Annotated in this window: 12 protein-coding genes and 1 pseudogene; 7 read left to right on the forward strand and 6 right to left on the reverse strand. The window is 67.1% G+C overall.

Features of this window, described 5'->3' with window-relative positions:
- Positions 1-449: FG-GAP repeat domain-containing protein (locus AC0Z9V_RS16530; protein WP_485142215.1), on the reverse strand; the 449-nt coding region annotated here is incomplete at its 3' end.
- 213 nt (positions 450-662) lie between these two features.
- Positions 663-1,508 (reverse strand): annotated as a pseudogene (locus tag AC0Z9V_RS16535) (M12 family metallopeptidase); the annotation flags it as partial.
- Positions 1,509-2,022: 514 nt separating this feature from the next.
- Here AC0Z9V_RS16535 and AC0Z9V_RS16540 point away from each other — a divergent pair.
- The gene (locus tag AC0Z9V_RS16540; RefSeq protein ID WP_459269006.1) at positions 2,023-2,817 is read left to right on the forward strand and encodes an AfsR/SARP family transcriptional regulator; all 795 of its coding nucleotides are present in this window, start codon (positions 2,023-2,025) and stop codon (positions 2,815-2,817) included.
- 642 nt (positions 2,818-3,459) lie between these two features.
- On the forward strand, positions 3,460-5,061 hold the full coding sequence (locus AC0Z9V_RS16545; protein WP_485142164.1) for an esterase/lipase family protein: 1,602 nt from the start codon (positions 3,460-3,462) through the stop codon (positions 5,059-5,061).
- A gap of 8 nt (positions 5,062-5,069) precedes the next feature.
- Here AC0Z9V_RS16545 and AC0Z9V_RS16550 read toward each other — a convergent pair whose 3' ends face one another.
- Together AC0Z9V_RS16550 and AC0Z9V_RS16555 are read right to left on the reverse strand one after the other, a co-directional pair.
- Positions 5,070-5,543, reverse strand: coding sequence for a hypothetical protein (locus AC0Z9V_RS16550; protein ID WP_133081547.1), 474 nt, complete (start codon positions 5,541-5,543; stop codon positions 5,070-5,072).
- 513 nt (positions 5,544-6,056) lie between these two features.
- Positions 6,057-7,544 (reverse strand): FAD-dependent oxidoreductase, encoded by a 1,488-nt coding sequence (locus AC0Z9V_RS16555; protein WP_485142165.1) that lies wholly within the window; start codon positions 7,542-7,544, stop codon positions 6,057-6,059.
- A 130-nt stretch (positions 7,545-7,674) separates the two neighbouring features.
- On the opposite strand from AC0Z9V_RS16555, the gene AC0Z9V_RS16560 reads away from it, so the two are divergent.
- The 5 genes from AC0Z9V_RS16560 to AC0Z9V_RS16580 all read left to right on the forward strand — a co-directional run bounded on the left by AC0Z9V_RS16560 (position 7,675) and on the right by AC0Z9V_RS16580 (position 12,209).
- Positions 7,675-9,288 carry a cryptochrome/photolyase family protein gene (locus AC0Z9V_RS16560; protein ID WP_485142166.1) on the forward strand — a complete coding sequence of 538 codons (1,614 nt, stop codon included), beginning with the start codon at positions 7,675-7,677 and terminating at the stop codon, positions 9,286-9,288.
- Between the two features lie 8 nt (positions 9,289-9,296).
- A complete protein-coding gene (locus tag AC0Z9V_RS16565; RefSeq protein WP_133081544.1) occupies positions 9,297-10,280 on the forward strand; it encodes an aldo/keto reductase in 984 nt (327 codons plus the stop codon).
- A 129-nt stretch (positions 10,281-10,409) separates the two neighbouring features.
- Complete coding sequence (locus AC0Z9V_RS16570) at positions 10,410-10,658, forward strand: hypothetical protein (RefSeq protein ID WP_133081543.1); 249 nt, start codon at positions 10,410-10,412, stop codon at positions 10,656-10,658.
- A 15-nt stretch (positions 10,659-10,673) separates the two neighbouring features.
- Entirely contained in the window at positions 10,674-11,588 is a 915-nt protein-coding gene (locus AC0Z9V_RS16575) for an FHA domain-containing protein (protein ID WP_459269011.1), read from the forward strand.
- Positions 11,589-11,642: 54 nt separating this feature from the next.
- The gene (locus AC0Z9V_RS16580) at positions 11,643-12,209 is read left to right on the forward strand and encodes a 2'-5' RNA ligase family protein (RefSeq protein ID WP_485142167.1); all 567 of its coding nucleotides are present in this window, start codon (positions 11,643-11,645) and stop codon (positions 12,207-12,209) included.
- On the opposite strand, the gene AC0Z9V_RS16585 is transcribed toward AC0Z9V_RS16580, so the two are convergent.
- Positions 12,186-13,616, reverse strand: coding sequence for a lipase maturation factor family protein (locus AC0Z9V_RS16585; RefSeq protein WP_485142168.1), 1,431 nt, complete (start codon positions 13,614-13,616; stop codon positions 12,186-12,188). The genes AC0Z9V_RS16580 and AC0Z9V_RS16585 overlap by 24 nt on opposite strands.
- Before the next feature lie 71 nt (positions 13,617-13,687).
- Entirely contained in the window at positions 13,688-14,563 is an 876-nt protein-coding gene (locus AC0Z9V_RS16590) for an endonuclease/exonuclease/phosphatase family protein (RefSeq protein ID WP_485142169.1), read from the reverse strand.
- Between the last annotated feature and the right edge of the window lie 39 nt (positions 14,564-14,602).

The following is a 14,602-nucleotide window of genomic DNA, read 5'->3' on the forward strand; positions in this document are numbered from 1 at the left end:
AACGTGCCGTTGCCGTTGTTCAGCGACACCCACACCCCGGCATCACCGAACCCCACGATGTCCGCCCGCCCGTCTCCGGTCAGATCCGCCAGGAAACGGGGGTGCTTCTCGACCCGCCACCCGCCGGCCGAATAGGCGAAGTTGTCCACGACCTTGGTCGGCGCCCTGAACGTCCCGTCCCCGTTGTTCAGGGCCACCCAGGTGCCATCCCCATGGAATCCGATGATGTCCGCCGTGCCGTCGCCGGTCAGATCCGCCAGGAAGCGGGGGTGCCTTTCGACCCGCCATGTCCCACCGACGTAACCGAAACTGTTCAGTACGGTCTGCGGGGGGTGGAAGGTCCCGTCGCCCTTGTTGAGCGCCACACGGACGCCGGATTCACCGAACCCCACGATGTCCGCCCGCTTGTCGCCGGTCAGGTCCGCCAGGAAACGGGGGTGCCTTCCCACCCGCCATCCTCCTGCGCTGGCGGTGTACGCAAAGGACCCATCGAGTACCTTCTGCGTGGAGTGGAATGTGCCGGCCCCCTTGTTCAATGCTCCCCAGACGGCGGACTCACCGAAGCCGGCGATGTCCGCCCGCCCATCGCCGGTCAGATCGGTGGAATAGGTGATGTAAGCCCATGGAAAAGGTCTGGGCTCGAGCTTGGGATACATCGCGTGGACGGCGGCGATGTCTCCGTCGCTCAATCCTGACCGCTGGCCGAAGGGCTCGCCGTTGACAGCCGTTATCGTCACCTGACCGCTGATGCCGAAGGCAGTGGGGCCGTAGTGCATGATCGACTCGAAGTCGTAGGGGCCGATGTCGTCTCCGTCGGCGATGTGCTGGTTGAAGTTGTGCTCCTTGCCGGCCTCGATCCGTTCCCAGTGGATACGGATGAAGCGGGCCCGGTCTTCCCGGCTCTGCTCGTGCTACAACCCGACAGCATGCCCGATCTCGTGCACTGCAGCCCCGAACCCGCACCCTCCGGCCAGTGAGATGACTTGCTCGCCGCCACGCATGCCGACACCGGACCAACAGCCGTCCCGGACTTGGAACGACACCCAGTTCGGCCATGAACCGGCATTCTGCGCAGTCCGCTCGACGAAACGAATCCAGGTATGAGCCTCCCAGTGCTCGATCGCGGCACTGACCCGATCCCGTAGTTCGGGAACCGTGACATAGGGGACGACGCCGTTCGGCCAGCGAAACCTCTGACCTGTGATCCCAATTCCTTCGGCGAAGTCCAGTGGCTCCTCGGCGTGGCCGCTGATAGAAAGTGGTCCCGTCGTGATCCCTTCGAATTCGGCACGCAACGCCTCGAGCTCGTCGACTGTTCCGAGCCGGATGTCGCCCTCGAAGAAGCCGACTCCGTCGATCGCGGCGTACTGAACCGGTTTCACCTGGAAGGCCTGGATGCCGAATACGAAGGATGTGCGGACGTCCTCGGAAGACCTGAACATCAACTCCTCACATTCAGAGCGTGCCGCGCCCCCGCCCTCCGGGGCAGGTCCCGTGTTCTCGTTCATGGTGTCTCCCAGATAGAAGGATGCGCTTGCAGTGATGCAGCGCAGGCTAGCGAAATGGGCGTTACCAACCCATTACCGGATGTCGTCCTTTGTGGCGGCAGCCCAGCCGCACGGCCGTAGGAGTAGTCCAGGGGTCGTCTGGCGCGCTTGCTTCATGAGCGCGTCGTGGAAGCATTTCAACCGGGTTCAAGCCTCGCCGGCGGGTGGCTGGCGTCCATCGGGGCGGCGGTCGGGTACGGGCTCCGGAGGCAAGCCGGACTCCCGAACCTCGTACGACTACAGGAACGGCGACAGCTCCGTCATCGGATAGCGTCCCGCGCCGCAACGCTGCACGCCGGTACGTGGGAGTGATGGTGACGCACCAGTACCCTCTGTGGAGGAAGCGGCCGTGGTGAGGGCGTCACCTTTTCGTTCCTCGATAACATAAAGTGCCTGTTGATTGACATGCCCCGGCAAGCTGAGGATGCTTGCTTTTGCATGAGGCATCGGCTAGATGAACTGAAACCAGGTTCCCATGGGCTACGACGACTATGGTGAATTGAAACTCGAACTGCTCCGGGCGTGGCAGCTTTACCGGCACGGCGTTGTCGTACACGTTGCAACACGTCAGCAGCGCCTCATTGCAGCGCTTGCGGTCAAGGGTCCTTGCCTCAGAAGCTATCTTGTCGGCCTGCTGTGGCCGGAGTACCCCGATCCCCGGGCACTGGAGAGTTTGCGGGTCAGCGTGCACCTGATTTCACGTCAGGTACCCGGGCTGCTCGTCAATCACGGCGCGTTGTTGGCCTTGAACGACCGCGTCGAGGTGGATCTGTACCGCGTTCGGACCCAGACGCAGAGACTGAGCACGGTTGCTTCTGAGGAGGACTGGGCTCCTGTGCTGTACGAATTGCGTGACGCGGACCTGCTACCCGGCTGGTACGAGGACTGGGTTGTCTTCGAACAGAGCCGGCTGCAGCAGGACCGGCTCCGCGCTTTCACCATCCTTGCAGGGCATTCACTGGACCAGGGCTACTGTGACAGGGCAGAGGCGGCCGCCGAGGCGGCACTGGAGTTGGAGCCGCTGTATGAGGCTGCGGTCCGGATCCTCGTTGCTGCCGAGTTGCAGCACGGCAATCCGGCCGCTGCGCTTCGCGACTACGAACGGTATCGGGAAAGACTCGAGGAGGACATGGGGCTGAAGCCTTCCGAAGCTCTCCGCAGGCTCATTACTGATGCCATCGAGGGTCGAGTCCGAGCGAGTGAAAAGCACCTAGTTGTTCCTGCCGGTGACCCCTTGTTGAGCGGCTATCCACTTCTCCACCACCTGTAGGACCTCCGCATGATCAGCGACACATGCAGTGCGCTGTTCGTTTCCCGGTGATCGTCCGTACGTTATCCGTGCACGAAAACTCTGGGTGTGACCCGCCTCGAACCATGTGCGAATGATCATGGTTTCCATTGCTGGGGCCTCCGGACCTGCTCCGGAACCACCAGTAGATCGTGGCCAATGGCGGCCTGTCACCATGGTGTCCACCTACTCCCGGTCGTCGCCGCTGTCGTAGTCGCCGCCGACGCCGACGACGACGAGACGAAGGCCTCCTAGCGGATGATGGCGCTCAGCCCTAGTGCAACAAAGCCCCCGTTACGGCGGCGTTACGGGCGGCCGGGTCGGGCGGCCACGATGGCTCACTTCGCCGGCGAGAGACGCCTGCCTGGATCTCCGGTCCACGGGAGATGGGTGCCGAGCTGGGAATGAGCCTGGTCCAGAACCACTGACCGAGACGGCGTCATCCGAGCCCGGTGGCTGTAACGCAGTAGTAACGGGGTGGGAGGTCTACTCCACTCGCAGCACCAAGGGGCCCGACCCTTCCCGGTGCTCCACGATCTCGGTTCTGGGCAATGAAGAGAAGTATGTGATGACACAGGACGAAACCCACGCGTTCCCCGATATCCGTTCAGGAGCGGAGTCCTCATGACTCAGTTCCTGCCGATCATCTATGTCCGGGGGTTCGCCGGTGGCACTCGGGGAATCGACAAAGCGGTGGACGATCCCTTCTACGGCTTCAATGAAGGTTCCACTCACGTACGTGTCGGCGCCCATGGGAATGCACTGTTCTACCAGTTCGAATCGCCCCTGCTTCGACTGATGATGGACTACGGCTACGAGCTGAAGGTGCGCGGTGATCAGCAACGCCTGCTGAACGAGGCCGGAAGTGACTCGATGCCACCTCGGACGATCTGGGTGTACCGTTTCTACGACCCGAGCGCCTCCACCTTCAATCACCCGCCATTGCCCTACCGGATAGAAGACGCCGCCAGAGGACTGGCGGACTACATCCACAAGGTCCTGGACAAGACGAAGGACGCGGACCAGGTGTATCTTGTGGCGCATTCCATGGGGGGCCTTGTGTGCCGGTCGGCCATCCAGCGCTTCATGTACACGCCGAACCAGGCGTTGGGCCCCGAGGAAGTCGCCGCGGGGGAAGGTTTCGCCCCGGATCCTGCTCATCAGGAGCACGTGAACCTGTCCGGGAAGGTGACACCGCCGTTCCCTGTCTCAAAAGTCGTCACGTATGGAACCCCCCACGGAGGGATCGACATCGATCTCGGCGGATCGATCGGAGACTGGTTCGTAGAGACGTTCGGGCCCAACGGCTCAGATATCTTCAAGGAACCCCGCATGAGGGACTATCTGTCCCCCGAGGGGCAGGAGGACTTTCATCCTCCCGGAGGCTGGGACCCCCGTGTTCCATACTTCAGCGCGCTTCCGGCTGAGCGGTACCTGTCACTGGTGGGCACCAACCCGGGAGACTACGACGTCGCCCTGGGGTGGTCCTCGCGCGCGGTGGGCGTCAAGAGCGACGGACTCGTGCAGATCCGCAATGCCTACGTGAAGGGCTCCAACCGGGCCTACATCCACCGCTCCCATTCCGGGCGCTACGGGTTGGTCAATTCGGAGGAGGGCTATCAGAACCTTCAGCGTTTCCTTTTCGGCAACCTCAAGATTGCGATCAGCCTGTCGGATCTGGACCTGGATCTGACGGATGGAGCAGTCTGGCAGGCAGACGTGGGACTCGCGATCCGTGGAGTCCCAGTGCTGATGCACTACCAGTCCGCGACCGCCCACTGTCCGGTTGTTCTCAGCGAGGAGAACCGGGATACGCCGCTGAACCCGGTGCCGCTGGTGACAGCCTTCCTGCTGCCGAAGGAGGACCCCGCAGAGCCGCGTCGATATGCCCTGGATCTGCGTGTGTACTGCCTTCGGGAGGACAGGGGCTTCCTGTCCTTCGGTTCCCACCTCGAGCAAGTAGCCGACTGGCAGGACGCCCTGCTGGTCGACGTCTCCACCCAGGCCGACGGAACGATCGGGAGTGCGCGCTACCAGTGGAACTCCACCCTCGCGGGAGCGATAGCGAAGGCCGGCACGTTGGACAAAGAGCTCATGTGGCGTCGGGCCCCGGACGACACCGCCGCTTCGCCGAGTTTTGTCGCACGAGTCGACATACCTCCTGTGGCCGAAAGCGTCCTGGGACCGAACGCGCACCTCAGCGTCGGCATCGGACACTGGGAATAGGGATACATCTAGCTGCCCAGAGCCGTTTCGGCGAGGCGTTCCGCGCCCTCGGCGAGTGCGACGGACAATTCCCCTTCGCCCAGGCGGGAGGCGTAGGACGCAAAGACGACTGCACCCACGACGCGTGCGGTGTCCATCTGCCATGGTTCCGGCCGGGGTCCTTCCTCCTGACGCGGGCCGGGCCAGGGCCATGGCCACTTGCGCGGCCATGGAGTGGCGCACCAGTCATCGACGAGTTCGCTGAGAATTCGCGCTGGAGATTCCCCCCGGACATCGGCCTCGACCGCCAGCCGAGTGGCCTCCGTGGCCATGAGGCCAGCATCGATGAGGAATCCATCCGGCTGCAGCCTGGGCGGTAACGGCTGGGGGTTCAGGGCTACCGCGGAATAGCGTCCCCGGACAAGTGGCCCCTGCAGATCGATCAGGTCCCAGACGGCAGGATGGATGCGGGCAATCAGGGACAGCAATGCGTAGTGATTCATGGTTGCTCCTTGGTCTCATCTTCTTGGCCGGCTCGGTGCCGGCATCACGTCTTCGGAGCCCGCCGCCAACGGAACAAGAAGGTGGCTCGACACCCACTCGATTGTTTCCCTGATCACGCACGGTGACGCCGACCTGCTGCTGAGGACGTACCCAGCAGCCGGCGATGACGCGTTCGTCCCCCAGGAACACGCGCCTTTTCAGCGTGCTTTCCTGCCATGGCTTCTCCCTGACGAAGAAGACCCTTTCTTGACCGATCAGCAGCGGCGGTGCTTCGGTTGCCCCACCATTCTGCGAGCGGGGCGTTACTGGAGTGTTATCAACACTGAATTCCCGACGCCGAGCACGACATGACGGTGGAGGTAAGGCCGGATCGAGCGCTGACCAGCAGTTCCTGGCGGCGCAGCTGGCGCGCAAACGTGGGCTTCAGTCTCTGATACGACTGCATCAATCCCGACTGGCGCGACCGGGCGTGCCGGAAGTGAGGCTTCCCGGGACTTCGCGGGGGGGGGGGGCTAGCGCCGGGTGTCCGCGAGGTCCGACGTCGACGGTCCTTCGAGCAGCTTCCCGTCGGCCGTGAAGCGGGACCCGTGCAGCGGGCAGTCCCAGGACCGTTCCGCGTCGTTCCAGTTGAGGATCCCGCGCAGGTGCGGGCACACGGCCGAGACGCGGTGCTGCACGCCGTCGACCGTGCAGATGCCGATGGGGCGCGCACCCTCCCGGACGACGCGGCCCTCGCCCTCGCCAGGAGCCGTCTCCCCGGTCTTCGCGAGACCGGACAGCCAGCCCGTCACCATGTCCATGCCGACCACGGCATTCGCCTGCACGGTCTGGAGCGCGTCGGACGGGCTGACCTTCGTCCGGTACAGGGTCTCGGCCCAGGGCATGTTGCCGCCCAGGATCTCACCGGACAGGGCCATGGATGCCGCGACGGCGTTGGTCATGCCCCACTTGTTGTAGCCCGTCGCCGCGTAGATGTGCCCGCCGCCGGCGGGCACCTTGCCGACGTACGGGACGGCGGCGGCAGGGGTGTAGTCCTGGGCGGACCAGGCGTAGGCGGGCCGTGCCGTCGGGAAGTACTCCTGAGCCCAGCGCGTGAGGTCGTCCACCTTGGCCTGCGTGTTCGAGCTGTGGCCCACCTTGTGGCCGTTGCCGCCGACGATCAGGTACTTCGTGCCGTCCACGGTGGCGGTCCGCAGGGAGCGGGTGGGCGAATCGGCGCTGAGGAACATGTCCTCCGGGACGTCGTCGTCCACGGTCAGCGCCACGCAGTAGGAACGCATCGGCTGCAGCACGGCGAAGTAGCCGCCGCGGTCGAGGATGGGGATGCCGGTGGCGAGGACCACGTTCGACGCCGTCACGGCGCCCGCGCTGGTCTTCAGTTCGACACCATCGGCGCCCGTCTTCGCGACTCCTTCGACACGGACGCCCTCGATCAGCGCACCACCGTGCCGCCGGAACTCCGACGCCAGCCCCGCCAGGACCTCCAGTGGGTGGAACTGCGCCTGGTCCTTCAGCCGCAGCGTCCTCCGCACGGGGAAGGGGAGGGTGGCCGCGGTGCCCAGCTCGGTAGCGAGCCCTGACTCGGTGCACGCCTCGTGCTCGGAGACCAGCTTCCGTGCCCCGGTATCGGTGGTCGCGTAGTTCACGGCGTCCCGCGTCTCGTAGCCGATGCCGTGATCATCGCAGAACCGCAGCAGCCAGCTCTGGCCCTCACGGTTCCCGACGACATAGGCGCGTGCCAGCTCGGCGTCGTGGTGCTTCAGGATCGTCGACATACTGGTGCCCTGCAGGAGCGAGAGCTTCGCCGTGGTGTTCCCCGTGGTCACTGCCCCTGCCGTCCTGGACTCGAGGATCGCCACCCGGTGACCCGCACGCGCCAGGAGGAGCGCCGTCGTCATGCCCGTCAATCCGGCTCCCACCACCACCGAGTCGAAGGAGGCGCCGTTCGGCAGGGTGTCGGAGGGGATGTGCGGCGCGGTGTCGAGCCAGAGTGATCTCATGGTGGTCCCTTCGAATCGATGTCCCCCACGCAACCACTAAGCATGCTTACAGTCAAGCATCGCAAGGCCTGTCGGCGGCACGCGCTAGGGTTGCGCCCGTCGACCGTCTCCTCCCAGGAAGGCACTCTCCGTGCACGTCCGGCTCGTCCTGCCCCACCAGCTGTTCGAGGAGCACCTCGAGGCGTCCCCGGACACGCATTTCGTGTTCCTCGAGGACGACCTCCTCTTCCGCAGCCTCCGGTTCCACCAGCAGAAACTCGTCCTGCACCGTGCTGCCATGACGCTCCTCGCCCGCCGGGTCGAGGGCGTGGGCTATGCGGTGCACTACGTGGAGACGTCCGCGGACGCCACCAGTCAGGAGCGGCTGTACGCGCTGCTCCTCGAATGCGGTGCCACGGTGGTGAGCTACTACGACGTCGTCGACGACTGGCTCGAGGGGCGGCTCAGTCGCACGCTGGCCGATGCCGGCGTCGAGGGGCGCGTGCTCGGGACTCCGCAGTTCCTCACCCCGCGCGACACGATCGCCGGCTATTTCTCCTCCGCGAACTGGCGCATGCAGACCTTCTACGAATGGCAGCGCAAGCGGCTGGGCATCCTGGTGGAGCGCGACGGCTCGCCGACGGGCGGGAAGTGGAGCTTCGACGCCGAGAACCGCAAGAAGCTCCCCAGGAGGATCACCGTGCCGGACCTCCCGCAGTTCGAACGGCTGCCGGAGGTGGAGGACGCCATCGCCTGGGTGCGGACCGCCTTCCCGGACAACCCCGGCAACGCCGAGTCCTTCAACTGGCCCGTCACCCACCGGCAGGCGTTCGACGCCCTCGAAGCCTTCCTCACGGAGCGCTTCGAGCTCTTCGGACCGTACGAGGACGCGATCGCCGAGGGCCGGACGTACCTCTTCCACTCGGCCCTGAGCTCGAGCATGAACACCGGCCTGCTCAGCCCTGCCGAGGTGGTGGAGCTCGCCCTCGACTTCGCGGAACGGCACGGGACGCCCATCGCCAGCGTCGAGGGCTTCCTCCGCCAGATCATCGGGTGGCGCGAATACATCCGGGCGTCGTACGTCCTGCGCGGCCGCGAGATGCGGACCGGCAACACCCTGCGGCTCACCGCGGACCTCGGCGAGGGCTGGTGGACCGGGGATACGGGACTGGCGCCGGTGGACTCCGTCATCACGCGCATCCTCGACACGGCCTACGCACACCACATCGAGCGCCTCATGGTGCTCGGCAACGCGGCCCTGCTGATGCGCGCCAGGCCGGACGCCGTCTACGAGTGGTTCATGGAGATGTTCATCGACGCCTACGACTGGGTGATGGTGCCCAACGTCTACGCCATGAGCCAGTACGCGGCCGGCAGCATGATCACCACCAAGCCCTACGTGAGCGGCAGCAACTACATCAGGAAGATGAGCGACTTCAGGGACGGCCCCTGGCGGTTCAGCTGGGACGCGCTGTACTGGGAGTTCATCAGGGACTACCGGGACCTGTTCGCCCGCAACCCGCGGTCGAACATGGTGGTGGCACTCCTCGACCGCATGGACAGCGAGCGGCAGAGGGACCTGCGGCACGAGGCTGCCCGCTGGATCCCCGGCAAGGGGTCGACGGCGGTGGACGAGGACCGCCCCGCCCGCACGGCGGAGCGCACGCGGACGCAGGCGCGCGCTCCGCTGGAGGAACGCCGGACACCGGAGGAGCACCCGACGCCGGTAGTTCCGGCGGCGGCGCCGACGCTCCCCGGCCTATAGTCGGAACCATGGAACAACGAACCCTTGGAAGAACCGGCCGTCCCGTCTCCGTCGTCGGCCTCGGCACCTGGCAGCTCGGCGCCGACTGGGGCGAGGTGGAGGACAAGGACGCCGTGGCCGTCCTCGATGCGGCCGTCGAAGCCGGCGTCACCTTCTTCGACACCGCCGACGTGTACGGCGACGGGCGGAGCGAGACGACGATCGGCTCCTACCTCGCCGACAACCCGGACCTCGACATCCTCGTGGGCACCAAGATGGGCCGCCGCGTCGACCAGACCCCCGAGAACTACTCCCTGTCCAACTTCCGCCAGTGGATCGACCGCTCGCGCACCAACCTCGGCGTCGACGCCCTCGATCTGGTGCAGCTGCACTGCCCGCCCACCGCCGTGTACAGCTCCGACGAGGTCTACGACGCCCTCGACACCCTCGTCGACGACGGCGTCATCAGGAACTACGGCGTCAGCGTGGAGCGCACCGACGAGGCGCTCGCGGCGATCGCACGCGGCACCACCGCCAGCGTGCAGATCATCCTGAACGCCTTCCGCCTCAAGCCGCTCGACGAGGTGCTGCCCGCGGCGAAGTCCGCCGGCGTCGGCATCATCGCACGCGTGCCCCTGGCCTCGGGCCTGCTGTCCGGGAAGTACACGAAGGACACCGCGTTCGCCGAGAACGACCACCGGAACTACAACCGCAACGGCGCCGCCTTCGACGTCGGCGAGACCTTCTCCGGCGTCGACTACGAGACCGGGCTGCAGGCCGCCCGTGAATTCGCGGAGCTCGTCCCCGAGGGCGTCACGACCGCCCAGGCCGCACTGGCGTGGATCATCGCGCAGGACGGCGTCAGCACGGTCATCCCCGGAGCCCGCACCCCGGACCAGGCCAGGGCGAATGCGGCGGCCGCCGGCCACGCGGACCTCGGTCGGGAGATCGGCGCCGCCGTCGCCGCCATCTACGACCGCCACTTCCGGGCCACCGTGCACCCGAAGTGGTGACCGCCGACCGGGACCCGTCCGCCGCGGACGGGTTCCGGTAGCCGCGGGCCTCGGCTAAGGTGGCCAGTACCTAAGTCAGACGGGTTAGAGGACGTCTGTCATTGTTGAATCACCCACGAAGGAATCGACATGACTGAGAACACCTCGACCGCCGGCGAATCCCACACCATCCGCGACTGGACCGACCTCGCGGAGGAGATGTGGTCCTACCTGACCGGCAGGGGCGCGGCGATCAACTACACGCTGCAGGACATGACCATCGAGGTCCCGCGCGACATCGGCCCGGATGCTCCCCGCGCCACCTGGAAGTTCAACGGCACCCTGCGCATCACCACGAGTGACAACGCCGCCGGCGGATCAGATCCCTACGCGGGCTGACGCGTCACCAGCGACATGGCCACACTCAGGCTCGACATCGACATCGATTTCTCGCTCGGGGAACCGGCTGCGGACGGCAAGCCGGAAACAGGGCTGAGCGGCACCGTGAAGGCCGCAGGGACCGCGGTGGAGATCTTCCTCGACGATCCGGCGTCCTTCCGGGGCACCAACCTCCCCAGCGTCGGGCAGGTCCGTGCTGCCGCGAAGCAGCTGGCGGCCCGCGGCCTCTCGGTGTCCGTCAGCAGCCCGAAGGGCCTCCTGGTCAGCATCGGCGCGGTGCGGACCTCCATGGCCCAGCGGCTCGTGACGCGCTCGCCGCACATCCGGCTCGGTTCCCCGGGGACCCTTGCGCCCCTGCTCGGCGTCGGCCGCCGCGCACTCGACAAGAGCGATGCGCCGTCGCTCCTTCCGCCGTCCACTCCGTTCCCGCTCGTCCCGACCGTGAACCGCCGCATCCGCCGGACCATCACGACGACGCACTACGAGCACGGCGGCGGCCGGCCACGACTGATCTTCGTGCAGAACTCCGACGCGTGGAACGGACAGGTGCCGCGGGAGTTCGCCCTCGTCGAGGAGCGCACCACCATCGGCAGCGGAGCCGGGGCGATGCTCAACCTGAGCGGCCTCGACGACCTGCATGCCGAGATCCGCCACACGGACGACGACGAGTACGTGCTGGTGCCGCACGGCGCCATCACGGGGAGCGTCAACGGGAGGGAGGAGTCCGTCCTCCGGACGGGTGCCCGCATCCGGCTCGGCGACTGGGCGCTGGCGTTCTTCCGGGAGGAGTACGCGGACCACGGCCGGCCCTTCGGCGGACGGAACGGCGGGGAGCTCGCCTACCAGCGGCCGCAGCGCAACCCGCGCACGGGCGCCACCGAAGTGGACGGCTCCGAGGGCGTCGGCGACTTCCGGCGACCGCCGCGCTGACCGCGGTGCCCTTCCGGGATCCGCAGCCGGTCCCGGCAGGGGGGAGCGACCGCCATGGCCGATAGCGTCGAACTCCTGCTGGACCCGGCGTCGGACCTCTTCCTGCTCGAGGACTGGGCGGCACTGGAGGCAGGGGACCTGCCCAACCAGTCCCGCCACCCGTCGTCGAGCAACAGCCCGCACATCACGCTCGCGGCCGCCTCGCGGATCGACGGCCGGTACGACGACGACCTCGCCGCCGTCGCGGATGGGGACGCGCTCGGACTCACGACGGCGGGACTGCTGGTCTTCCCCACCCGGCGGAAGTACGTGCTCGCCCGGCACGTCGTCGCGGACGACGCCCTGGCCGCCCTGCACCGGCGCGTGTGGTCCGTGCTCGACGGCGTCGCCGATGCCGTGCCCACGACGGTACCGGGCGCATGGACGCCGCACATCACGCTGGCGCACGGGCTCACCGCCGAGCAACTGGCCGCTGCCCTCGGCGTCCTGCGGAACCGTCCGCCGGCACGTCTCTCCACCGGGCCCGTACGTCGCTGGGATGCCCAGGAGAAGCGGCTCCTCCTGCTCGGCGGAGGGGGAGTCGAGTGGCGCCCGGCCTCAGGAGACCTCGGCGCGCAGTGAGGCCGGGTGGACCAGGACGCCCTGCGGCTCGCGGATCCACCACAGACCCGTCGCACGCTTCTCGGCCCGCGTGGAGAAGCGGTAGAGAAAGATCCGTGCCCGCACGTAGCGGGGGCGCGCGCCGTCGAACGGGTCCTTGCGCAGCAGCTTCAGGATCAGCGGATCCGCCTGCAGGAGCTTGACGAGGAACGGGGTGAACCAGCCGCGCTCCGAGCCGAGCGCGAGGAACCACATCATCCAGTCCAGGCGCAGGTGGTAGGGCGCGAACTGCCGTGGCATGCGTGACGGGTCCCCGGGCTTGCCCTTGAACTCGTACTCGAGCCACTGTGCCTCCGGTCCCACCTCGTCGACCGTCCCCTCCACGATCACCTCGTAGCGCACCTTCGTGACGCTCCCGAACGCCCCGTACGTGTTGCCGAGGTGCCACCTGTTGAAGCTGGCGTTCATGAGCTGGTTCCGGGCGAACAGGTTCGCGAGGGCCTGCCGGCTCAGATAGGCGAGCAGGAGCATGGCGAGTACGACGACGATCGTGAACCAGAGCGGAGTCGGCTGGTAGGAGCCGGCGGGATCGACGGCGGGGATCACCGCCGCGTAGAAGGAATCGGGCACGGCCGCGAACGCCAGGATGATGGTCAGGGTGTTGAGCCAGGCGAAGTTGCCCGAGACCACGAGCCAGCCCTGCGTGAGGATCATGACGAGTGCGGCGAATCCCGCGACGGGCTGCGGGGCGAAGAGGAGGAACGGTACCGCGAGCTGGGTGACGTGGTTCCCCGCCACCTCGATGCGGTGCAGCGGCTTCGGCAGGAGGTGGAAGAACCGGCTGGCCGGGTTCGGCATGGGCTGGGTCTCGTGGTGGTAGTACAGCGCCGTGAGGTCGCGCCACGAACGGTCGCCGCGCATCTTGATCATGCCCGCGCCGAACTCGAGGCGGAACACGAGGTAGCGGATCATCAGCAGCACGAGGAAGGGCGGAGCCACCTCGTCCGATCCGAGGAACGCGACGAGGAAACCTGCCTCGAGCAGGAGGCTCTCCCACCCGAAGCCGTAGAACGTCTGGCCCACGTTCACGATCGAGGTGTAGAGCCACCAGATCACGAGGAACGCCACCAGGGGCACCCACGGCGGACCGGCCTGCGGGAGTCCGACCACGAGCAGGGCCGAGACGGCGGCGCCGGCCCAGGCGACGGCGAGCAGCAGGCGGTCGGAGTAGCGCCGGTGGAAGAGCGAGGGGCCGGCGCGTTCGAGGAACGCCGGCACGGGCAGGAGGCCCTTCTCGCCGAGGAGCGCGGGGAACTGCGCCACCGCGGACAGGAACGCCACGAGGTATACCGCCGCGACCCCGCGCTGCACGATCTGCCGGCCCACCTCGTAGTCCTCGGCGGTCAGGACGTCGGTCCACCACTCCATCCCATCAGCGTCCTGTTCCCGGGGAGGAGGCGTCAAGGACACGACGGGCCGCCGTGGGAGGTGCCGGCGTGCTAGAGGATCGCGGCGGTGGAGGAGACGGTCGGCGTCCGGCGGCGGGGTATGTCCACGAGGGCCTGGACGGGCAGATGGTCGCTGGCGAACGTGCCGTCCAGCGTCGACGTGTTGACGGCGGCCTGGCGCACCAGCACGTCCGGCGTCGTCAGGATCCAGTCGACGCGGCGGCCGCCCTCCACCGGGTGCCCGTAGCGCGGGACCGTCCCGTACGCGGGGGTGAGGTGCTCGTCCGCCAGGACCCAGGCGTCGCCCAGGACACCGGACTGGAGGAAGCTCCGGTACGCGGGGGACGAGCCGGCGTCGGAATTGAAGTCCCCCAGCACGATGGTGGGCAGCCGTGGGCGGAAGAAGGTCACGAGGTCCAGCACGGCGGCGGCGCTGCGCACCCGCGCGGAGTCGGACTCGTGGTCGAAGTGCGTGTTGACCAGGAGGACCTCGCGGTCCGCCACGGCATCATGGAACCGCCCCCAGGTGACGATGCGCGTGACACCGTTTCCCCACGTGCACGAGCCGATCAGCCGCGGGGTGTCGGAGAGCCAGAACTGGTCCCACTCGATGAGCTGCAGCCGCGAGGCGTCGTAGAAGATCGCCGAGTACTCCCCGCGGCTACCGCCCTCGCGGCCCACGCCGATCCGGCGGTAGTGCGGAGGCAGGGCGGCCTCGATGACCACCAGCTGGTGGTGGAGGGCTTCCTGCACCCCGAGGACCGACGGGACCTCCCGGCGCAGCAGGTCCTGCAGCGGGGCGATCCTGTCCGGCCAGTAGTCCACCTCGCCCGGCTCGGACGCGGGGCGGTCGTACCGGATGTTGAAGCTCATGACATGGAGCAGTGTCCGGTCGGCCCGGATCAGTGGTGCTGGTGTGCTTGGCATGGAGCCTTCCCGGTGGGGCGCGTGGATCGGAACTGCTGC

This window comes from Arthrobacter sp. UYP4, from assembly GCF_057291175.1.

Bases quoted from the DNA above. Each gene is read 5' to 3' on its own strand.
- AC0Z9V_RS16540 (WP_459269006.1), top strand. From the start codon at position 2,023: ATGGGCTACGACGACTATGGTGAATTGAAACTCGAACTGCTCCGGGCG.
- AC0Z9V_RS16570 (WP_133081543.1), top strand. From the start codon at position 10,410: ATGACTGAGAACACCTCGACCGCCGGCGAATCCCACACCATCCGCGAC.
- AC0Z9V_RS16550 (WP_133081547.1), bottom strand. From the start codon at position 5,543: ATGAATCACTACGCATTGCTGTCCCTGATTGCCCGCATCCATCCTGCC.
- AC0Z9V_RS16545 (WP_485142164.1), top strand. From the start codon at position 3,460: ATGACTCAGTTCCTGCCGATCATCTATGTCCGGGGGTTCGCCGGTGGC.
- AC0Z9V_RS16565 (WP_133081544.1), top strand. From the start codon at position 9,297: ATGGAACAACGAACCCTTGGAAGAACCGGCCGTCCCGTCTCCGTCGTC.
- AC0Z9V_RS16580 (WP_485142167.1), top strand. From the start codon at position 11,643: ATGGCCGATAGCGTCGAACTCCTGCTGGACCCGGCGTCGGACCTCTTC.
- AC0Z9V_RS16590 (WP_485142169.1), bottom strand. From the start codon at position 14,563: ATGCCAAGCACACCAGCACCACTGATCCGGGCCGACCGGACACTGCTC.
- AC0Z9V_RS16555 (WP_485142165.1), bottom strand. From the start codon at position 7,544: ATGAGATCACTCTGGCTCGACACCGCGCCGCACATCCCCTCCGACACC.
- AC0Z9V_RS16575 (WP_459269011.1), top strand. From the start codon at position 10,674: ATGGCCACACTCAGGCTCGACATCGACATCGATTTCTCGCTCGGGGAA.
- AC0Z9V_RS16585 (WP_485142168.1), bottom strand. From the start codon at position 13,616: ATGGAGTGGTGGACCGACGTCCTGACCGCCGAGGACTACGAGGTGGGC.